37 protein-coding genes are annotated in these 15,920 nt (G+C 57.2%); 4 read left to right on the top strand and 33 right to left on the bottom strand.

Annotated features, from left to right (window positions below; all coding sequences use genetic code 11):
* Positions 1-42: 42 nt before the first annotated feature.
* On the bottom strand, positions 43-639 hold the full coding sequence (locus tag PMX70_RS01940) for a recombinase family protein (protein ID WP_271742674.1): 597 nt from the start codon (positions 637-639) through the stop codon (positions 43-45).
* A gap of 85 nt (positions 640-724) precedes the next feature.
* Complete coding sequence (locus PMX70_RS01945; protein ID WP_271742675.1) at positions 725-955, bottom strand: helix-turn-helix domain-containing protein; 231 nt, start codon at positions 953-955, stop codon at positions 725-727.
* A gap of 322 nt (positions 956-1,277) precedes the next feature.
* Between PMX70_RS01945 and PMX70_RS01950 the strand changes: the two genes are divergently transcribed.
* From PMX70_RS01950 to PMX70_RS01965, 4 genes are all read left to right on the top strand, one after another.
* Positions 1,278-1,604: a hypothetical protein gene (locus PMX70_RS01950; RefSeq protein ID WP_271742677.1), complete on the top strand. Its 327-nt coding sequence runs from the start codon at positions 1,278-1,280 to the stop codon at positions 1,602-1,604.
* Between the two features lie 64 nt (positions 1,605-1,668).
* Positions 1,669-2,067: a hypothetical protein gene (locus PMX70_RS01955; protein WP_271742678.1), complete on the top strand. Its 399-nt coding sequence runs from the start codon at positions 1,669-1,671 to the stop codon at positions 2,065-2,067.
* Complete coding sequence (locus PMX70_RS01960) at positions 2,067-2,291, top strand: hypothetical protein (protein ID WP_271742679.1); 225 nt, start codon at positions 2,067-2,069, stop codon at positions 2,289-2,291. Before PMX70_RS01955 ends, PMX70_RS01960 begins: the two co-directional genes overlap by 1 nt.
* The gene (locus PMX70_RS01965) at positions 2,284-2,844 is read left to right on the top strand and encodes a hypothetical protein (RefSeq protein WP_271742680.1); all 561 of its coding nucleotides are present in this window, start codon (positions 2,284-2,286) and stop codon (positions 2,842-2,844) included. The genes PMX70_RS01960 and PMX70_RS01965 overlap by 8 nt, the downstream gene beginning before the upstream one ends.
* A gap of 844 nt (positions 2,845-3,688) precedes the next feature.
* Here the strand turns inward: PMX70_RS01965 and PMX70_RS01970 are convergent.
* The 31 genes from PMX70_RS01970 to PMX70_RS02115 form a co-directional block, all read right to left on the bottom strand.
* A complete protein-coding gene (locus PMX70_RS01970) occupies positions 3,689-4,237 on the bottom strand; it encodes a hypothetical protein (RefSeq protein WP_271742681.1) in 549 nt (182 codons plus the stop codon).
* Positions 4,234-4,596, bottom strand: coding sequence for a hypothetical protein (locus PMX70_RS01975; protein ID WP_271742682.1), 363 nt, complete (start codon positions 4,594-4,596; stop codon positions 4,234-4,236). Before PMX70_RS01975 ends, PMX70_RS01970 begins: the two co-directional genes overlap by 4 nt.
* Positions 4,597-4,676: 80 nt before the next feature.
* Complete coding sequence (locus PMX70_RS01980) at positions 4,677-5,003, bottom strand: hypothetical protein (protein WP_271742683.1); 327 nt, start codon at positions 5,001-5,003, stop codon at positions 4,677-4,679.
* Between the two features lie 44 nt (positions 5,004-5,047).
* Positions 5,048-5,239 (bottom strand): hypothetical protein, encoded by a 192-nt coding sequence (locus tag PMX70_RS01985; RefSeq protein ID WP_271742684.1) that lies wholly within the window; start codon positions 5,237-5,239, stop codon positions 5,048-5,050.
* 49 nt (positions 5,240-5,288) lie between these two features.
* Entirely contained in the window at positions 5,289-5,642 is a 354-nt protein-coding gene (locus tag PMX70_RS01990; RefSeq protein ID WP_271742685.1) for a hypothetical protein, read from the bottom strand.
* Positions 5,642-5,866 (bottom strand): hypothetical protein, encoded by a 225-nt coding sequence (locus tag PMX70_RS01995; RefSeq protein WP_271742687.1) that lies wholly within the window; start codon positions 5,864-5,866, stop codon positions 5,642-5,644. Before PMX70_RS01995 ends, PMX70_RS01990 begins: the two co-directional genes overlap by 1 nt.
* Positions 5,867-6,001: 135 nt before the next feature.
* Complete coding sequence (locus tag PMX70_RS02000; RefSeq protein WP_271742688.1) at positions 6,002-6,649, bottom strand: ATP-binding protein; 648 nt, start codon at positions 6,647-6,649, stop codon at positions 6,002-6,004.
* Between the two features lie 35 nt (positions 6,650-6,684).
* The gene (locus PMX70_RS02005) at positions 6,685-7,527 is read right to left on the bottom strand and encodes a hypothetical protein (RefSeq protein ID WP_271742689.1); all 843 of its coding nucleotides are present in this window, start codon (positions 7,525-7,527) and stop codon (positions 6,685-6,687) included.
* Positions 7,528-7,578: 51 nt separating this feature from the next.
* A complete protein-coding gene (locus tag PMX70_RS02010) occupies positions 7,579-7,776 on the bottom strand; it encodes a hypothetical protein (RefSeq protein ID WP_271742690.1) in 198 nt (65 codons plus the stop codon).
* Positions 7,777-7,825: 49 nt separating this feature from the next.
* Positions 7,826-8,245: a beta-sandwich lipoprotein gene (locus tag PMX70_RS02015; RefSeq protein ID WP_271742691.1), complete on the bottom strand. Its 420-nt coding sequence runs from the start codon at positions 8,243-8,245 to the stop codon at positions 7,826-7,828.
* Positions 8,238-8,531, bottom strand: coding sequence for a hypothetical protein (locus tag PMX70_RS02020; RefSeq protein WP_271742692.1), 294 nt, complete (start codon positions 8,529-8,531; stop codon positions 8,238-8,240). Before PMX70_RS02020 ends, PMX70_RS02015 begins: the two co-directional genes overlap by 8 nt.
* Before the next feature lie 637 nt (positions 8,532-9,168).
* Positions 9,169-9,477 (bottom strand): hypothetical protein, encoded by a 309-nt coding sequence (locus tag PMX70_RS02025; RefSeq protein WP_271742693.1) that lies wholly within the window; start codon positions 9,475-9,477, stop codon positions 9,169-9,171.
* Positions 9,478-9,529: 52 nt separating this feature from the next.
* On the bottom strand, positions 9,530-9,856 hold the full coding sequence (locus PMX70_RS02030; RefSeq protein WP_271742694.1) for a DUF4406 domain-containing protein: 327 nt from the start codon (positions 9,854-9,856) through the stop codon (positions 9,530-9,532).
* Positions 9,853-10,242, bottom strand: coding sequence for a hypothetical protein (locus tag PMX70_RS02035; RefSeq protein ID WP_271742695.1), 390 nt, complete (start codon positions 10,240-10,242; stop codon positions 9,853-9,855). The genes PMX70_RS02030 and PMX70_RS02035 overlap by 4 nt, the downstream gene beginning before the upstream one ends.
* A 26-nt stretch (positions 10,243-10,268) precedes the next feature.
* Entirely contained in the window at positions 10,269-10,487 is a 219-nt protein-coding gene (locus PMX70_RS02040; protein WP_271742696.1) for a hypothetical protein, read from the bottom strand.
* Positions 10,480-10,770, bottom strand: coding sequence for a Lar family restriction alleviation protein (locus PMX70_RS02045; protein WP_271742697.1), 291 nt, complete (start codon positions 10,768-10,770; stop codon positions 10,480-10,482). The genes PMX70_RS02040 and PMX70_RS02045 overlap by 8 nt, the downstream gene beginning before the upstream one ends.
* Positions 10,760-10,963, bottom strand: coding sequence for a Lar family restriction alleviation protein (locus tag PMX70_RS02050; RefSeq protein WP_271742699.1), 204 nt, complete (start codon positions 10,961-10,963; stop codon positions 10,760-10,762). Before PMX70_RS02050 ends, PMX70_RS02045 begins: the two co-directional genes overlap by 11 nt.
* A gap of 8 nt (positions 10,964-10,971) precedes the next feature.
* Positions 10,972-11,130: a hypothetical protein gene (locus PMX70_RS02055; RefSeq protein ID WP_271742700.1), complete on the bottom strand. Its 159-nt coding sequence runs from the start codon at positions 11,128-11,130 to the stop codon at positions 10,972-10,974.
* On the bottom strand, positions 11,127-11,282 hold the full coding sequence (locus PMX70_RS02060; protein WP_271742701.1) for a hypothetical protein: 156 nt from the start codon (positions 11,280-11,282) through the stop codon (positions 11,127-11,129). The genes PMX70_RS02055 and PMX70_RS02060 overlap by 4 nt, the downstream gene beginning before the upstream one ends.
* Before the next feature lie 174 nt (positions 11,283-11,456).
* Positions 11,457-11,717 carry a Lar family restriction alleviation protein gene (locus tag PMX70_RS10125; RefSeq protein ID WP_416378128.1) on the bottom strand — a complete coding sequence of 87 codons (261 nt, stop codon included), beginning with the start codon at positions 11,715-11,717 and terminating at the stop codon, positions 11,457-11,459.
* Entirely contained in the window at positions 11,674-11,922 is a 249-nt protein-coding gene (locus tag PMX70_RS02065) for a hypothetical protein (protein ID WP_271742702.1), read from the bottom strand. The genes PMX70_RS10125 and PMX70_RS02065 overlap by 44 nt, the downstream gene beginning before the upstream one ends.
* A 5-nt stretch (positions 11,923-11,927) precedes the next feature.
* Positions 11,928-12,122: a hypothetical protein gene (locus PMX70_RS02070; RefSeq protein WP_271742703.1), complete on the bottom strand. Its 195-nt coding sequence runs from the start codon at positions 12,120-12,122 to the stop codon at positions 11,928-11,930.
* Positions 12,115-12,525 (bottom strand): hypothetical protein, encoded by a 411-nt coding sequence (locus PMX70_RS02075; RefSeq protein ID WP_271742704.1) that lies wholly within the window; start codon positions 12,523-12,525, stop codon positions 12,115-12,117. Before PMX70_RS02075 ends, PMX70_RS02070 begins: the two co-directional genes overlap by 8 nt.
* On the bottom strand, positions 12,522-12,785 hold the full coding sequence (locus PMX70_RS02080; protein ID WP_271742705.1) for a hypothetical protein: 264 nt from the start codon (positions 12,783-12,785) through the stop codon (positions 12,522-12,524). Before PMX70_RS02080 ends, PMX70_RS02075 begins: the two co-directional genes overlap by 4 nt.
* Positions 12,782-13,033, bottom strand: a complete 252-nt coding sequence (locus PMX70_RS02085; RefSeq protein ID WP_271742706.1) for a hypothetical protein — start codon at positions 13,031-13,033, stop codon at positions 12,782-12,784. The genes PMX70_RS02080 and PMX70_RS02085 overlap by 4 nt, the downstream gene beginning before the upstream one ends.
* Positions 13,030-13,203, bottom strand: a complete 174-nt coding sequence (locus PMX70_RS02090) for a hypothetical protein (protein ID WP_271742707.1) — start codon at positions 13,201-13,203, stop codon at positions 13,030-13,032. Before PMX70_RS02090 ends, PMX70_RS02085 begins: the two co-directional genes overlap by 4 nt.
* On the bottom strand, positions 13,200-13,601 hold the full coding sequence (locus tag PMX70_RS02095) for a hypothetical protein (RefSeq protein WP_271742708.1): 402 nt from the start codon (positions 13,599-13,601) through the stop codon (positions 13,200-13,202). Before PMX70_RS02095 ends, PMX70_RS02090 begins: the two co-directional genes overlap by 4 nt.
* Entirely contained in the window at positions 13,598-14,230 is a 633-nt protein-coding gene (locus PMX70_RS02100) for a hypothetical protein (RefSeq protein ID WP_271742709.1), read from the bottom strand. Before PMX70_RS02100 ends, PMX70_RS02095 begins: the two co-directional genes overlap by 4 nt.
* Positions 14,231-14,277: 47 nt before the next feature.
* Positions 14,278-14,943 (bottom strand): DNA cytosine methyltransferase, encoded by a 666-nt coding sequence (locus PMX70_RS02105; RefSeq protein ID WP_271742710.1) that lies wholly within the window; start codon positions 14,941-14,943, stop codon positions 14,278-14,280.
* Positions 14,921-15,691, bottom strand: a complete 771-nt coding sequence (locus PMX70_RS02110) for a DNA cytosine methyltransferase (protein WP_334203825.1) — start codon at positions 15,689-15,691, stop codon at positions 14,921-14,923. The genes PMX70_RS02105 and PMX70_RS02110 overlap by 23 nt, the downstream gene beginning before the upstream one ends.
* The gene (locus tag PMX70_RS02115; protein ID WP_271742712.1) at positions 15,655-15,864 is read right to left on the bottom strand and encodes a hypothetical protein; all 210 of its coding nucleotides are present in this window, start codon (positions 15,862-15,864) and stop codon (positions 15,655-15,657) included. Before PMX70_RS02115 ends, PMX70_RS02110 begins: the two co-directional genes overlap by 37 nt.
* Between the last annotated feature and the right edge of the window lie 56 nt (positions 15,865-15,920).

The following is a 15,920-nucleotide window of genomic DNA, read 5'->3' on the forward strand; positions in this document are numbered from 1 at the left end:
AAAGAAAAAGCCCCGCCGGGGAAATCCCGACAGGGCTTGCGTCTAGCCTTCAAGCTCTCCTGAATCGATCAGTCGGCGCCTTATCTTCGTGTAGGTGCTCACGCCTATGCCGAGCTGTGCGCAGGCGTCGCGCCGCTTCTCCTTCTTCGCCTTCACCAGCGCAACGTGGCGCTTGAACTCCTCCACGTCCACCTCAGCTGGCGGCCTGCCCTCGCGCCAGCCCGGTTTCTGCTTGGCGACGGCCTTGCCCTCTGCGGTTCGCTGGGCGATCATGTCGCGCTCGAACTCTGCCATGGCGAACATCACGGAGACCATCATCTTGCCTACCGGGGTGTTGTCCAAGGTGCCCATGTTGAGCACGCGGACGGTTATCCCACGGTCGAGGAGCGACCTCACGACCTCGCAGCCGCCAGTCACGGTGCGCGCGATTCGGTCGAGCTTGGTCACGACCAGCGTGTCGCCGTCCTGCAAGCGTTCCAGCAGGGCATCGAACTCCGGTCGGTCGGTCGTGGTGCCCGTGAACGCCTCCTGCACTATCTCGGTGCAGCCCGCCTCTGACAGCGACTCGTGTTGAGCGTCTAGCGAGTTTCCGTCCCTAAGCTGCCCTTTCGTGGACACTCGGGCGTAACCGTAAATCATGTAGAATACTCCTAGTATCAGCCACTCAGCGCAAAAAAGTGGCCCGGCAGGTCGTGAAAGCGAGCACGCGGCCTGCCATTCTCCCCTACTGACAGTCCAATACGTGAGAGCCGTCCGGCAGTCTCGACCCCACGGGCACCAGTGCCAGCTTGTAGCCGAGCGGTCCCAGGTACTTCGAGGCCGTCGAGAGCGTCGGGTTGCCGTCCTTGAGCGAGCAGGACAGCGAACCCTGCGCTATGCCGATGACCGCCGCCAGCTCACGCTGCGTGTATCCGCGCGATTTCATGATTTGCTTGTAAGCATCCGAGTAGTTCATGGGTTCTCCTTCCGTTACCGACAATATAGGGTATTCCCGTTCGGCTGTAAAGGCCTTTTTGTTTTTTTTGGGTGCTCGGGGGGCTTAGTAGCGGGGTTGCCTTGGGTCGGAAAAACTGCCCGGTACCCCACGTTTATTAGGTGCTATAGTGCAAGCAGTCGAGCAATAAGCCACAAACTCAACGGTTTGCAACTCGCCAACAACGAACGGGTATCGCCTATATCTATAAGGAGTGACAAACGACAAACGGCGATGATTGAACGGCTATAGCCTATATAGCCAACGATGAACGGTTAGAGCCTATATGCAAGGAGGATCAAACATGGCAACAACCTATTACGTCGAGGACAAACGCGGAAACGCCTCGTTCATCCATACCAACGCGCACACCGCCGCCGGAGTTATTACGGCCGCGCTTAATGCATTGAACGCAGACCTATTAGGCAACTATCTGTATTACACCCCGGACGAGGTTGTAGCGGACATTATGGACGCCCTGGAGGTTAACCGCCGCCGCGCCATCTTGTATTACGCCGTGGCGCTGGAGGGTATCGAGGTGTATCCGTGCGCCTATAGCCGCAACGCCGGGGCCTATAAGCGCGGCCACGTTTCGCTAACGCTTGACCTTGAGGCCAACGAGGTTTTTTAACAAAAAAACGGCCCGCACAAACGGAACTTGTGCGGGCCACGGTACAGAATGGAGAACTGATACCATGAGCAACGATACCACCAACGAACTACAGGAGCAAACAAACCATATCGCTGAAATGCTAGTAGCAGCATACGAGGACCGTCTTTACACCGACGAGGACGGTAACATGGAAGTACTAGACGAGGGCGAAGAGCTACCAGACGACTGCGATACCGTTGGCCTCCTCGAATATCTTGACGATAACTACGACGTCACCGCTACCGTAAACATGAGCAACCGCGACGTCCCGACGGGTTATCGCATTATGGTCGCCTGCGGCGGCCCAAATATCTACATCGACACAAACGACTGCGAGGTGCAGGGGTTTTGGTGGACGGACCGCGCCGTGTCGTATATCCCCGGCGAAGTGTGCAGTGCTATCGACGACGAGTTCACCGAACTTTACTGGGGGTGCTACTAGTGAGCCTCATTCACACCGTCGAACTAGTTGCAAACGTCCGCGCGGCCGTATACACCACGGCCGCGCCCGGGCGCTATCTGATAGCAGTCGAGGAGTGCCACGGCGGCAACTGGGAGCCTGCAGGCGACGCCGGTACAACGCCGGTTGATCCCTTCGACGACGTCGCGATTTATTCGATATGTTTCTTTATGTTCTCCGATTACTGGGAGGATCAGAATGATTAACTACCAGCTCACACCGTCGTACCGCGTCGCCGTCGATTACGACTGCGGGCCGCAGGACCCACCGTCGCACCTGCTGGACACAGTTTTTTACGAGGTCGCATCATGCCATAACCTCGATATACACGAGGGCGCGCCCGCCGTTATCAGCGCGCTGGAGGAGGTCGAGAAGGCCGTTAGCGATTATTTCTACACTGGTTACTCCGGCGTTGCCCGCGCACTGGTGAAGCACCTAAAACGCAACGGATACGAGGCCGTATATCACTCGTTCGCTGGTGTATGCCCGTCGGACTGGTGCGACGCCGTCGTAGCAGTGAACCCAGACGAGGGCGTAGCGCTCGACGCTGCTATATCCGAGTGGGATAGATGGTTTACGAACGATTATTACGTTTTGAAACTGGAGCGCCGCCACGTATGGAACGATGCCGCCGGGGATACCCTCGAAACGTGGGACGAGGTCGACAGTTTATGCGGAGTTGCGCTCGAAAACTCGTACGACGCCGCCGAGGTTGAGCGCGTCGCCAGTGATTATTTCGACGTCGAGGAGGTCGCGTAATGCTGTTCGAGCTTGCAAAAACGTCTACCTGGTATGCGTACTGGTTAGGCGTTGCCGTTGGCGTTGCAGCGTGCGCCGTTGTCGCCGTCGTTTTTTCAATCCTCAATAACTAGAGGAGGTGTAGCCCGTGAGAAACGTCTTTATCTACCTGCTAGCGTTGGCACTAGCGCCCGTTATCCTGCCCGTTATCGTTCTCGTTTTCCTACTCAAATACAACTAGACCAGCGGCCCCGGCGTTTGTCGGGGCCGTTTTTTATGCCTCCTGCAACGGCTCACGGCCTACACCGTGGGCCGTTTTTCGTTTCTGATCCTCGTACTAGCGTCACGGCCGTACCACGTGAGCCTATATATGTGCGTCGTTTGTGTTCAACATATGGAGACGCCTACACCTACGCAACGCCCGCACCGGGCATATCAGCGCCACGTTCAAGCCGTTTATAAGGCGATTCTAGCCCCGTTTTACGCCCGTGGCACTGCTGCACCGTCAACGTTTTTACGCCCGTTTTTGGGGGATTGTAGCGCCTTGTACTGGTACGCCGCGCTGACGCAGTGAGCGCACATATAGCAGGTCAAGCCGCCAAAACGCGCTCGATCGCCCCAAAACCCTGCAACCGGAAAACGGCCGTTCGCCAGCCAGTTTCCGTCATAGCCAGAAGTCGGGAACCAGAAAACCCTATAGTGCGCGCGAAAGTCGTGACAGTCGCGGCGAGCGATCGGATTTTCCTCCCTTAGTGGCTGCGAAAGTCGTGACAACCCTATAGTGGCCGCCAAAGTCGTTAGTGGCCCCGAAAGTCGGCACAAAAAAGACCCCTCTGCGTTTTATTGCAGTGGGGTCTTTCGCTTTCTAGTCGCTCGGCGGCAGCTCCTCGACCTTCTCGATCGTCACGTCCTCGGCTGGCAGCGCGGCCATGTACTTGGCCTCCAGCTCGGCCTTGGTAGGCCCCTGAGCTGCATCTTCGTGTTTGATGACCGTCTGGGACTCGTCCCTGTAGCCGAAATTGTTCTTACCGAGAAAGATTCCTGTTACCGGGTTGCGGTAGCCGTTATTCTGCATCGCCGACTCCCAAGAAACTTCCAAACTTTGCAAAATATTTTTGAGTACCACTGCCGATTCGGTGCTCAGCACCTTATCAAGCCTCGTCCTCTTGCCCTTGGCCCAGTCCAGAACGTCGTTGCGCGTCATCCCGAAGCTCTGGCACATTCCGCTCACCAGAATCTTGGAGTCGTGCCTCTCGCACAGGTCGACGTAGTCCTCGAACCGCTGCATCAGCTGCTCAGGGTCGCTCGCGTCGATGGACGGCCACCTGATAAGCTCCCTGATCATGCTCAGAGTCTCGCTGTTGTTGGACGGTGTCTGCGTGTTCGGGCTGTTCCCGTACCTTCCCTGCGTCATAAATCATCCTCCGTCGCTGCACCAGATGCCGAAACGTACATACCCTTGGAATCGCGGAGCGGCTTGGGGAACGTGTCCCTAAGCTCCGAGTACCCCCCTGCCCCGCGCTCGGTGAGCGAATACCTGTTGGTGCCCCTCTCGCGTCTCAGGAGGCCCTTCGAAACAAGCCCGCCGCATATCTCGGCGATTCCGTCCCTGCCGCAGCTGCAGAAGAACTTCCTGTCAAGCTCGTTTCCGCGTCGCGTTACCTCGGTGGAGCAGAACGGCTCGCCCTGCTTGTGGCGCCAGCCCACGACCCGCAGGAACGCCAGCTCGCCGACCGTCAGGGACGCCAGTATGCTCCCGGGACGCCTAGCCAATGCTCTGCCTGTAATGTAATGCTATGCTATGGCAATGCAAGTGCATATGCATTTGCATACCTCCTATGAACGGTTATCACCTATACTTTATCGTTCCACCAACGGGCGTTGGCGGCGCGTTTCCGCTGGTCGGAGATGCTGTTGTACCTCTCGACCTCCTGCTGGAACCCATAGCCGGAAACCGTTCGCTTCTCGTCGTTTTTCACCTCGAAAACACCGCACTTGGCAGCGGTTTCCAGCACACTTTGCGCCTTCTTCCGGCTGATGCCCAAATCTCGGCTCACGGCCCTCGAAAGCTCCGCGAACGTCAGCTCCAGGCCCTCGGCGGCGGCGCGGTACAGCTCGCACTTCGCGGCGAACCACACGCCAGCGCCCTCGGCCCCGCACGAGTCCGTGAGCCTGCGCACCCTTGGGCTGTCCAGCTCGCCGATCGGCTGCGGGTACCACGACATCACGGGCAGTCGGCGTAGCGGCCGTGGCTGATGTAGCGGTTGTACCGCGCGTAGCCGAAAACGCTGGCCCTGCGCCTGTTGTCGGCGTGCTGGCACTCGCGGCACTTGCGCTGCAGCCCGTCGGCGTTGGCGCGGTTGCGGTTGAACTCGGACGCCTCCAGCAGCCGACCGCAGTAGTTGCATCGCTTCACCTTCACCCCCCTATCAATAAAACCTGTTTTAGAGTCTCGCATACGGGGTCTAACAAACGTCTCGTGAGTCGAGCGACTTGATGGCCGCGTAGGCGATCTTCTTGGCCTTGTCGTAGGGTATGCCCATGTCCGCGGACACGTCGTGCCAGTCCTCGTCGAACAGGAAGTGGCGCACGACCAGCTGGCAGGCGGTGTCGCCGCACGTCCACTCGATTTCGGCGACGTCGTCCCACGCGCGGTCCAGAATCTCCTCGCACCTGTCGATGCACCATCCGATGCGCTCCTTGCCGACCTGCGGCTTGGTGGTCTTGAGCTGCCGTTTCAGGCGCTCCAGTGAGCGTGCGGTGACCTGGTAGCCGCGAAAGTCGTAGAGCGACTGGCTGATTTCGCCCTGTCGCAGCACTAGCGGCCGCTCTTGGCGTGGACGGACAGGTTGAACAGGGCGATTAGGTCTGCGAGCGCCCACAGGTTCATGCACTCCACGCCGAACGCGACGGACAGCAGCGTGGATACCAGCCACGCCTCGGCCAAGAGCAGGGCGACGATGACGATGACCATGCCGACGATGGCGGCACTCACGCCGACGATTTGCTTCACGAGCGATGCCTTGGTTTCAGTCTCGTCCAACAGAACTTCCTTCCGAACGAATGAGAGCCGTTTTAAGGCCCCGTTTTAAACAAAAAAGGACACTGACTGGTTTCAAACCAGAAAGTGCCCTTAAATCAAATCCTGTGGCTTTCTAAGCCCATTTGAGCGATATGCTCACCAGCCGAACTCCTTAGCCATGTCCGCGTAGCGCTCTCTCGTTGAGCGCCTGCGGCCCGTGTCCACCTCCAGCGGCAGGCACATCTCGAGGACTCGGCTGTACGTCCTGCGGCAGGCCATGTCATCGGGTGCCGCCAGCTCCCTGCGCGTCAGGTTCGTGCTGATGACGGTGGGCCTGCGGCTCTGGTAGCGGGTGTCGATGACGCTGTAGACGATTTCGCGGCCGTAGTCGGTCTCGCGCTCGGCACCGAGGTCGTCGAGCACCAGAAGCTCTGCCCGGCTGAGCGTCCCGATCGTCTCCGCGACGTCGTCGTACCTGCGGCTGAGGACCCACGGCATCGAGCGCATCAGCACCCTCATGCCCTTCTCCAGCGCCGCGTTGGCGATGCAGCAGCTGAGGAACGTCTTGCCGCTGTCGGGAGGCCCGAACAGCAGCAGCCCCGAGTGCAGGTCGGGGAGTCGGTCGGCGTACTTCCTGCACTTCTCGACAACGTCTTTGCCGAACTCGCCGTCGTCGGCGGCGAAGGTCTGGGACGCCATCTCGGGGACCGGGAAGCACTCCGACCTGCGGGTTTCGAGCGTCGAGCACCTGCACTTGCAGGGAATCAGCAGTTCGCGGCCCACGTCCCAGACCCTGCGCTCCACAGGGAATCCGCAGGTGGGACACGTCCTCGGCTCCATCACAGCGTCCCGGCGAAGTCGAAGGCGTCGAGGGACTGGGCGTCAGCCCCCGTAGCGGTCGCGGAATCGTCCACGTAGTCCTTGAAAATCCATGTCCTGACCGCTCCCTTCCAGTCCTTCATCGGGTTCTTGCCGACTTTCCAGCCGTTAGCATCGTACCACGAGACGAACCTTTCGGCTCGGAACGTTTCCCCAGTTAATCGCAGGTTTCTGGATTTGATGAAGCCCTCGGCGTAATCGGCGACCTCCTCGACGGACGGCTTCACGAACTTCTTCGTCCGCCGTTTTTTCGGTTGTTCGGGCGCGCACGCGCCAAAACCTTTGGGATTAGGTTGAGTATCAACCCTAGAGGAGTTACTAGTACTCTCTCCTAACCTATCCTTACCTAACCTAACCTCGGTATCCATTTTGTCTACCAACTGACAGTCAGGTGTCTCCAGTTTGTCTACCAGTTGGCTACCAAGTGTATCCACTTTGGCTACCGGCTTGAACATATCCGCAGGTAAGCCCGTGTCCGTCGTCATGTACGATTTGTTCTCGTCAATGTAAAGCGTGGCTAACTCGTCTTGGTAGCGAGTTGCGTGGCGCCTGTCCGACCGGACGTAATTGTTGACCCACCACGACTTGATGACCGCCGTGCCGGAGTCGAACGTCAGGATGAACTTCTTCGCCACCAGCAGCCGCAAATCGTCCTCCGACGCGCCGCACATCCTGCGGATTGAGCGCGGGTTGTTGACGAAACCCCAGTCGTCGGCGTTCATCCCGAGGTGGATGTACAGCGACTGCGCCGACATCGGCATGTCGAGGAAGGCGTCCGACTCGACGATGGTCTTGGCGAACATTCTACGTTCCGCCATATAGTGACCCCCTAACAATAAAATATTTATTTGAGCCTATTTTGAGTAGTTCCAGGCTGCGATCAGCTCGCCCTCGTCCGGGTACAGGCCGACAACCATCGGGCAGTTGTCCCTGTAGGCCGAGTCCTCGTCGCGGTGCCTGATTTCGAACTCCTCGGTGCCGCCGATGATGATGACCTCGCGGGCGTACACCTCGCCGCCGCAGAAAGGGCAGCGCCTGAGAGTCGGTGCCATTTTGCCTCCAAAGTGGAGCGCCCGACGTGTTGCCGGGCGCTCCGATCGACTAGTCCTTGCTTGTGATCTTCACGCCGGGCAGCTCCTGCGGCAGGAAGTTGAACTCGTAGTTGTACTTGTCGGTCTTGGTGGAGTCGATTTGCTCCACCGTGTACATAGTCCAATCATTTAGGTAGATGAAATGCTTCTGGTACTTGCCGTTGGGCAGCTCGGCGACAATGTTCAGCTCGTCGGTTTCCGGGTCGGTCTCGATGGAAAGACAGCCCTCCATCTGCAACAGCACCTTGTCAGAGCGCATGTTGATAACTGTCACTCGGCGGCGAACGTTAAAGTTGTCGGCATCTTGGGATAGGTTGTAGCTAACCTGGCTACGCTCGGTGCAGCCAGAGAGTCCCAGCGTGGCGATAATGCCCACCACGGCCAAAATAAAGGCCACCGTCGCGGCGACCGATCGCTTAGTGTTATCCATTTGTAATCCTTACCTTTTGCTGTTCTGCCTCAATGCCCAGTTTGCCCAAGATGAACGCGAGTGCATCGTCTGCGGATATGTCGCCGTGGACAGTCCGATCGGGCAGGCGCACACACTTGCTGGCCTTGTAGTCGAAGTAGAAGTACGCGAGACGCGACACGTCAGGGCCGTCCGGGTACACGATGCAGTCCACCATGTACGCAATCCAGCTTTCGTCGTAGATGTTCCAGCTGTACTGGACATAATTGACGCGCTTGCAATCAGACACGACCCTGTACTTGCACATTTGGCCACCTTCCTGCGGCAGTTCAGGCAGAAGTTCCACGTGCCTTTAACGTAGTAACCCTCGCAATCCTCGACCCTGCATCCGCAAGCGGAGCACTCGAAGCCGTTAGTACATGCGCCGCATTCGCTTTCGTCGTAGACGTTTTCGCAGGTCTGCTCGGTTGGTACATCCATGAGCACTGAGATCGGTACGACACCGGAGAAGCTGTACTCGTCCCAAAATGTCCCAGGCCATTCTTTTCCGTCGTACCTGTTGCGCTTGCATCGCTTCTCGGCGCACACCTCGGCATCATGTTCGTTGTCGAACGCCATATAGGGAGAATCCCATTTGTCCTCCCATTCGCCGCCGTAGTCGACGACGAGATAGACGGTGCGCTTAGCCTTCATCTCCCACCTCCACGCCTAACGTTTTCAGGAAGTCGATAATCATGAGGGTGTAGCAGTCAACTTCGACATTGCAGTCATCGAAAACCACCATGCGTTCCGCGCGGCATTTCGCACATGATGCACCGATAGCCTTTTGGTTGCCAGTGAGCGCTTTAAAGTAATAGCACGGTGCTGCAGCGCCCCTGAAATCACATTCGTACGCATCCTTTATGGCATATCGAAGGTGGCAAATCTGCTTCTCCAGCTCTGGTTTAATCCGCATTGAGTACCACCGCCCCGCACTCAGGACAGTGCTTGTACGGATACCGATCGAAGTCGGGCATGTCGAACTCGCTCATGCAGTTGGAGCACTGGAATGAGTTCTCGAAATCGCCACCAACGTTTGTCATGACGCATGTTGGAATGTCGATTAAGTCGGCGAGCCTTTCGACGATGGGGATGTAGTAGCCAGCAAAAATGTTGCTGTATTTCTCAACGGAATCCGCGATGTTGCGGTAGGCGCTGTTACCGCATTCAACAATGTCTCGGTCGTTTTTGTAGTACTCCCCGTTTGCTCGCATGTATGTGAGTTGGTTCCTCAGTCGCGCCGCTACCTCGTGGCGTTCGTCATCGCTAATCCTCATACAGCACCTCAAGCCCGTACGCGACGGCGGCATCGTGCTCAATACGGCATCCACGTGCGTTCTCCCAGCCTTTGCAGAAGTAGGCCGCATGGCACAGGCTCATGTTCTCAAGCGACTTCGCAAGGTAGCAGAGCGGAATCTGCACAACGCCGCGCTTCTTCATGGCCTCGTCGCTGTACCATTCATCTGTAAACAGGGTATTTACGAACTCGTAACCCATCTCACGCAGCTTAGCGTGCGCCTTGTCCCTCGTCTGCGCGATTTCCTCGTCTGTCTTACCAGCCATGGGCTGAGAAATCATCGCTCGCTTATTCACTGCTGCATCGCCTCCAGCATATCGTTCAACATGGCCGCCTCGGGAGACGCGATGTGCGTCACCAGGTCAGTTGCGTTGCACGCAAGGGCGATGAACAGGATAAGAACAATGATGCCGCAGGTTATGATCGCAAAGATACTGTCATCTGAGTAACAGCACGTCACGTCATGGCAGTAATCCGTATCGCTGTCATCTTTCGAGCGGATGGCCCACATAAGCATGCGAATCGCCACGGCGAGCGCGACCGCCAGAAAAACACAGATGACGCCGCTCTTGGCGACCTGCATGGCCGCCCATTTCGGCGCGAACTCGGACAGGTGGTTCAGCAGGTAGTCGGCACCGACGCCCAGCTGGTTGGCTATCTCCTTGATAGCGCTGGAGTCCATATCCTCCTCCTTATTTGGTTGTTTGGTTAGTGAAGTTCCTCGTACTTGCAGTAGCGGGTGCCGCGAATCTCGGAGCAGAACGTGCGCTCCAGCTCGTCACCCTCCAGTTTCTCGTACCGATCGCGGTATTTTTGGCAGTCACAGAATCCAGTGCCGCGCTCACCGTAATGGTTGATGCACGTCTTGCAAGTCGGCAGCAGCAGGCGCCTGATGAAGATGATGGGGTGGCGCCAGAAGCTAAGCATTGTCGCTCCTAGAGTTCCACCGCTTGACAAGCTCGTCCTTGGTGAACCTGATGACTCCATAGACGAAGTTCTTGTCGCCGCAGTAGGCGACATCGTCTGGAGAAAGATGATGGCCGAGCTGTTTCCACTTCTCTGCGGTATCCTGAGATACAACGTGGATTCGCATCTCCACGCCGCAGTCACACCTGATAACTCCCTGTCTAATCCGCGAGCCTACGTCAGGGCGCGTGTACGGCTTTTTGGTTATCGGCTGTCCGCAGAACGGGCAAGGTTTAAGCTCCATCTTCGCTCCTAGAGTTCCAGGCATACGCAGCCTCCTCCATAGAATGTCCCATCAGCATGGACGTCGCGGGCATGACGAAACACTGCGGGCTTTCGCAGCAGATAATCACAAGCTCGTTATTGCCCCACTTCCCGTTCCTGATAGTCGGTGCCTCGCCGCAGAACGGACACGGCTTAAGATCGAACGTCTTCATCGGTCCTCCTACCACTTCTCTACAGAGCTGCAATATGCCTCGGTCTGGAAAGTGTCGATGAAGTAGTTGAAGTCGTCGTCGATTTCAACAATCGGGTCATCGTTTTCCTCGAACTCGTCATCAGGAACGTCGATGGTGTACTCAACGTTGACGGTGTACTTGCTCATTTTTCCTCCTTCTCCTCGACCGAATCGCAGTAGGAAAAGGACTCGAACATATTGATGAAGTAGTCTGGGTCATCAAATATGTCAACAGAGTTGAACCATGCGTCATCTGGAACTTCGACGATGTGAACCGTGCGAATGATGTACTTGCTCATTTCTCCTCCTTACGAATGGACTTGACGGTATCCTCGATGGCTCGGTAGCAGTCCTTGCAAATCTCCTTGCTGTAGACGCTGAGCATAAGATTGCTGCTGGGCGCACCATTGCGAGTTAGAGATAAGTGCGCTGGCAGACCATTAATCGGGCGATAGCAGAGGTCGCAGAAATGCCTAATCATTCGGCTCAGCCCTTCCGTTCCACAGGTTGATTGACGCGTTGCGGCCAGCCTCGGGAGGTATGCCGAAATCATAAACTTTAACAAGCGGCCCATCGGATGCGCAGTTGTCACAGTGGACGTAATACGCAGACCACGGCTTACCGTCTCCCCTCTCACCGTATGGCCTAGAGTACACGTGAGAACTACCACAAAACGGGCATGGTTTCAGATCAATCATGGTTGAGCATCCCTTCCATGTCGTTGCAATGTTCATTCCATCGCTCGATGACCTCGCTGGTCAGCTGCACGTCATCCGGTCTGTACTCGTCGGCATGCGACCCGGTGAGCACATAGTCCAGCTGCGCATAGGTGTTGCACTCCGTGCAAGCTACCTTTGCTGATAGGGTGCCGTGCAGATAGTCGTCAACAATCGTGATGTGCAGGTGCTCGGTAGAATGGCACCTATAGCATGGCTTCATGGTCGTCATTCATCCACCTTCTTCATAAGATCGCGCCCGCAGAACGGGCAGTAATTGATCGGGATGCTCCATGCGTACGGAGGGTCGACGACGATGATGTTCTCGCCGGTGTCCATCTCGCCAATCCGCATCTCGACACCCTCGTCGTAATCGCCGAAGTTGAATCGCGTCTTACCACACATCACACAACCGTTAGCCATCGTTCTCACCCATCAGCTTGCGGATGCGGTCGGCAATGTCGCGCATAGCAGCTGAGTCGCAGCTGGTTATGTCGCCAATGGCGCACGTGTCGCAATCGGTGGTGTTCTTGCCAAAATATGTGCAGGTGCCGCAGTACATTTTGCTTGCCGCCTTGTCCAGGTCATCCAGCATCCTCTTCCAGCTGTCGGGCTGGACTAGATGCAGGAGATGCGGCAAGAAGTTGCATTTCTCCTCTTCGTCCCCGAATACACCTCTGGTTATCCAGAAGCTTGTCCGTAACGATGGCAAAGCGCAGAGTTTGAACTCGTCCACATTGAACTTCACGCCGTTGTTGTCATACAGCACCTCGGTATCAAGCGGAATCTCGCGGCCTTCATGGTCTTTTGGTAACTCGACACTCATTTACAACGCTCCTTAAGCTCGACAAAACACTTTTCCATATGGCGCCATAACTCCTCTACGGAATCGTCCGCAGACGGCCTATGCTGATGAAGGTTGCACGGAAAGAAAATCTCTCCGTATGAGTCGACAATGAACCATGTTCCAGAATCAGCCATGTAAGAATAGGCGGTGACTTTGACAAGCGCTCCGTCACCATCGTAGAGACGGGTCGTGTCCAGCGGGATATAGTTCCCGTCCATGTCTTTCAGCGGGGTAATCATTTCTCGCCCTCCATCTCGTTCAGAAACTTGCCAGTGATAAGTCGGTGCAGCCAATCTGCGGTCTTGTAGATGTCCTTGTCGGCATCGTCCTTGAGTCCGATGCGATCGGCATACTTGAGCGCGTGAGCGACGTCGGCAATCTTCGCGCCGCTGATTTCACCGCTGGTTTTCAAGATGTTGCAGACGCGCTCGATTTTCTCGGCAGTCTGCATCCCGCCCTGCTTGTAATGGCTTGCGTACTCGCTCATTCTGCCGCCCCCAATGCAGCGGAAACCTCGTCCTGAACCTCTTTGAGGAGCTTGCAGACCATGGCCCCAGAGTACTTGCTGGTCGACTTGGTGCTCAGGAACTCGATGGTCTTGGTCAGCTTGCAGACCAGGTCGCAGAGCACCTGCGTTCGGGTTCGGCTATCGGTCATTTCCATTCCTCCCTTACGTTGCGTATCCTTAGGTACGAATCGACTTTCGCGTTCTTTGAGACGTAGCCCGCCATGGTGCCGACTCCGTTGCGGCACCTGCTGGACGTGTGAATCCGGCGCCGTCCCTCGTCCCTGCACTCCTGCGAGCAGTAGACGGAGTTCTTGGCCGCGCCGCCGAAATCCCTGCCGCAAATCTTGCATGTGCAGGCGTAGCGGCGGCCGTCCTCCTCGTAGCTGAAATAGTGGCCGCCGACCATGCTCCCGTCTCGGCAGGCCGCGCTGACCATGGACTTAGCGGCTGCAACCGACACGGCTGCGGCAGTTACGCTCACGTAGCGCTTGCCGTCATCGCGCAATACGGCGTGCCATTTGCCCGCAGGCTTCTTCTTGTCCGTCATTTGTTGATCCTCGCGACGCAGACGTAGCCGTTGTCCCGATATACGCGGATAATGTCGGAGAGTCCGTTTGCCCTGATGTAACTGTCGATGCAGGACTGCACGTTGTTTGATGCCTTGCGGCCAACGCGGTAGTCGGTGCTACTCGTCGTGTACTTATGCCTGATAATTGAGAGTCCGCTGCCGATAAATGCGTCGATAAGCGGCTTGTACCTGCTGTTGCCGGGGCCGGGGCGCTTTCCCGCATATGCTTTCTCGGGCCACAGTGACTCGTCGAACGCCTGCTTGAAGGCCACGGACTCGGCTGCGTCATGCGACTCCTCGATAGCCGCGTCAACGAGGCAGTCGATGCGGGTGTCGCAGAACAGCTGCGCGATGGTGCGCACCGAGACGCGCGTGGTGAACGTCGGCATCGTGCGGTACGACTCCTGCGGCACGACGGCTGTGATCAAATCCTTTACGGTGGCTCCCATGTCGCGTGCGACCTTCTTGCAGATGGCCCACGACACTCCTAGGTTGATGTCGTACTCGTCGCCATCCCTGCATTTGGTGACGGCCTTGGTGCCGTCCTCGAAAAAGACGATGGTTGCAGGTCCGCTGAACTTCACGGACTTGACCTTGATGTTATTCATTTGTTCTCCAATGGTGGAGCCGCCGGATTCCCGGCGGCTCTGCTGCTCTATAGCCTGTCGACCGCCTCGATGCGCTCGCCGAGCCAGCGCATGACCGGGACGGCCATGCTGTTGCCGCACGCCTTGTAGCGCAGTGAGTCCGGGCACTCCTCAGCAGGCTTTCCCTTCCACGGGATTCTGGTGTGGTTGTCCGGGAAACCCTGCAGCCGCTCGCACTCCAGCGGAGTCAGGCGGCGAACTACCGAGCTGATGCCGCTTTCTGCGGTCGTATTATCATTGATGTTGTGATAACCTGCGATCGGCTCCGATTCGTCGGAGCCGCTGCCGTCCGTCGCTCCTTGGTGATGCTTGAAAGCGACGACTGGCGGGTCTTTGCGGGTGTGGGCGCTGATCGTTCCGCTAACTTCGGTGTCCACGCTCGTGTTCTTCTGCGTGTCAGTCATGCACACGAGGCTCTGGTTGTTGACCGTGCTCAGGGTCCCGCTGATTTCATCTTGAATCAAAGGTCCTTTGCCCCCCCCCTGGTTTGCCTGCCCTGTCTCGGATAAGCCAGCTGTGCATGTCTCACTCTCCTCGTACATAACCGCAGGATTGTGGTAGTCGGCAGTGAGTGTCGGTGACTGCTCCACAGCGGCTCCGATGCCGCCTGCCTTTGAGCCTTGGTGGTACTTGAACGCCACCGCCGGACGGTCAATCGTCGTCAGGGTGTACATAGGCTCCCCAGGTTCTTGGAACCCCATTGCCGCCGTTCTCGGGCTTGCGCCCGATGATGTTCCCGGCGATCGAGAATGTGTCGTGCTGGTCATCTGGGTTTAGGCGTCCTGCTCCGCTACCTTGCGCAATGCTGCGTCCAGAAGCGGCGGCAACGGCTTTCCTCTTTTCTCGGCTCGACGGAGTATCCCAGCGCATGCTTTCTGGCTCAAAGAGTACTTCGCAGGCGCGCGCGTCTCCAAGGTGTCCGACAAGAAAGAGACGTTCGCGCCTTTGGGCCACGCCGAAGAACTGCGCGTCCAGTACTCGCCACGCCAAACCGTACCCGAGGGCATCCATTTCTCCGAGCAGCTGTCCGAAAGCCGCCCCCTCACACGAGAGCGCTCCTTTGACGTTTTCCCACAGGAACCACCGAGGCATAAGCTCTTGAACACAACGTATGTACTCGAACATGAGTCCAGAAGCTCCCTTAAGACCTTCTCGCTTTCCTGCGATCGAGAAGGACTGGCATGGACTTCCTCCGACCACAAGGTCAACTGCTCCATGAATCTCCTTTTTCCAATCTACTTTGGTGATGTCCCCAAGGTTCGGGACGTTCGGCCAACGCTCGGCAAGTACCGCGCTAGGGAAGTCGTCTATCTCGCAGAACGCGAGCGGTTCCCATCCGAGCGGTTCCCAAGCAAGCGTCGCCGCCTCGACTCCCGAGAAGATGCTTACATATCGCATTTGGCACCGGCCCAGAACATGCATGAGCCGTCGCAGGGCGTTACGCTGTCGATGATGCAGTCGATGAACTCCCCCGTCGAGAGCTGCTTGTTCTTGATGTTCAGCAGGTAGTTGTGCTGCGCCATGCGCTCGCACACGCCGTAGTAGCCGCCGCTGAAATCGTCCCACTTGGAACAGCTTTGGCAGTCGTGCTTCATTTGAACCGACCTCCGATGCAACCGACAACGGCAATCAAGATGAACAACACGACTAC

The sequence above is a fragment of the Collinsella aerofaciens genome (assembly GCF_028206795.1).
GTDB lineage: Bacteria > Actinomycetota > Coriobacteriia > Coriobacteriales > Coriobacteriaceae > Collinsella > Collinsella aerofaciens_AX.

What these genes read in the sequence shown, in the direction of transcription:
- PMX70_RS02055 (WP_271742700.1), bottom strand. Translation starts at nt 11,130, where the DNA reads ATGAGCAAGTACACCGTCAACGTTGAGTACACCATCGACGTTCCTGAT.
- PMX70_RS02045 (WP_271742697.1), bottom strand. Translation starts at nt 10,770, where the DNA reads ATGGAGCTTAAACCTTGCCCGTTCTGCGGACAGCCGATAACCAAAAAG.
- PMX70_RS02115 (WP_271742712.1), bottom strand. Translation starts at nt 15,864, where the DNA reads ATGAAGCACGACTGCCAAAGCTGTTCCAAGTGGGACGATTTCAGCGGC.
- PMX70_RS02065 (WP_271742702.1), bottom strand. Translation starts at nt 11,922, where the DNA reads ATGAAGCCATGCTATAGGTGCCATTCTACCGAGCACCTGCACATCACG.
- PMX70_RS01970 (WP_271742681.1), bottom strand. Translation starts at nt 4,237, where the DNA reads ATGACGCAGGGAAGGTACGGGAACAGCCCGAACACGCAGACACCGTCC.
- PMX70_RS02085 (WP_271742706.1), bottom strand. Translation starts at nt 13,033, where the DNA reads ATGAGCGAGTACGCAAGCCATTACAAGCAGGGCGGGATGCAGACTGCC.
- PMX70_RS01965 (WP_271742680.1), top strand. Translation starts at nt 2,284, where the DNA reads ATGATTAACTACCAGCTCACACCGTCGTACCGCGTCGCCGTCGATTAC.
- PMX70_RS02095 (WP_271742708.1), bottom strand. Translation starts at nt 13,601, where the DNA reads ATGACGGACAAGAAGAAGCCTGCGGGCAAATGGCACGCCGTATTGCGC.
- PMX70_RS02015 (WP_271742691.1), bottom strand. Translation starts at nt 8,245, where the DNA reads ATGGATAACACTAAGCGATCGGTCGCCGCGACGGTGGCCTTTATTTTG.
- PMX70_RS02060 (WP_271742701.1), bottom strand. Translation starts at nt 11,282, where the DNA reads ATGAGCAAGTACATCATTCGCACGGTTCACATCGTCGAAGTTCCAGAT.
- PMX70_RS02050 (WP_271742699.1), bottom strand. Translation starts at nt 10,963, where the DNA reads ATGAAGACGTTCGATCTTAAGCCGTGTCCGTTCTGCGGCGAGGCACCG.
- PMX70_RS02105 (WP_271742710.1), bottom strand. Translation starts at nt 14,943, where the DNA reads ATGTACACCCTGACGACGATTGACCGTCCGGCGGTGGCGTTCAAGTAC.
- PMX70_RS02025 (WP_271742693.1), bottom strand. Translation starts at nt 9,477, where the DNA reads ATGCGAGCAAACGGGGAGTACTACAAAAACGACCGAGACATTGTTGAA.
- PMX70_RS02075 (WP_271742704.1), bottom strand. Translation starts at nt 12,525, where the DNA reads ATGAGTGTCGAGTTACCAAAAGACCATGAAGGCCGCGAGATTCCGCTT.
- PMX70_RS10125 (WP_416378128.1), bottom strand. Translation starts at nt 11,717, where the DNA reads ATGAACATTGCAACGACATGGAAGGGATGCTCAACCATGATTGATCTG.
- PMX70_RS02100 (WP_271742709.1), bottom strand. Translation starts at nt 14,230, where the DNA reads ATGAATAACATCAAGGTCAAGTCCGTGAAGTTCAGCGGACCTGCAACC.
- PMX70_RS02080 (WP_271742705.1), bottom strand. Translation starts at nt 12,785, where the DNA reads ATGATTACCCCGCTGAAAGACATGGACGGGAACTATATCCCGCTGGAC.
- PMX70_RS02005 (WP_271742689.1), bottom strand. Translation starts at nt 7,527, where the DNA reads ATGTTCGCCAAGACCATCGTCGAGTCGGACGCCTTCCTCGACATGCCG.
- PMX70_RS02020 (WP_271742692.1), bottom strand. Translation starts at nt 8,531, where the DNA reads ATGTGCAAGTACAGGGTCGTGTCTGATTGCAAGCGCGTCAATTATGTC.
- PMX70_RS01955 (WP_271742678.1), top strand. Translation starts at nt 1,669, where the DNA reads ATGAGCAACGATACCACCAACGAACTACAGGAGCAAACAAACCATATC.
- PMX70_RS02070 (WP_271742703.1), bottom strand. Translation starts at nt 12,122, where the DNA reads ATGGCTAACGGTTGTGTGATGTGTGGTAAGACGCGATTCAACTTCGGC.
- PMX70_RS01945 (WP_271742675.1), bottom strand. Translation starts at nt 955, where the DNA reads ATGAACTACTCGGATGCTTACAAGCAAATCATGAAATCGCGCGGATAC.
- PMX70_RS01950 (WP_271742677.1), top strand. Translation starts at nt 1,278, where the DNA reads ATGGCAACAACCTATTACGTCGAGGACAAACGCGGAAACGCCTCGTTC.
- PMX70_RS02035 (WP_271742695.1), bottom strand. Translation starts at nt 10,242, where the DNA reads ATGGACTCCAGCGCTATCAAGGAGATAGCCAACCAGCTGGGCGTCGGT.
- PMX70_RS02040 (WP_271742696.1), bottom strand. Translation starts at nt 10,487, where the DNA reads ATGCTTAGCTTCTGGCGCCACCCCATCATCTTCATCAGGCGCCTGCTG.
- PMX70_RS01940 (WP_271742674.1), bottom strand. Translation starts at nt 639, where the DNA reads ATGATTTACGGTTACGCCCGAGTGTCCACGAAAGGGCAGCTTAGGGAC.
- PMX70_RS02090 (WP_271742707.1), bottom strand. Translation starts at nt 13,203, where the DNA reads ATGACCGATAGCCGAACCCGAACGCAGGTGCTCTGCGACCTGGTCTGC.
- PMX70_RS02110 (WP_334203825.1), bottom strand. Translation starts at nt 15,691, where the DNA reads ATGCATGTTCTGGGCCGGTGCCAAATGCGATATGTAAGCATCTTCTCG.
- PMX70_RS02010 (WP_271742690.1), bottom strand. Translation starts at nt 7,776, where the DNA reads ATGGCACCGACTCTCAGGCGCTGCCCTTTCTGCGGCGGCGAGGTGTAC.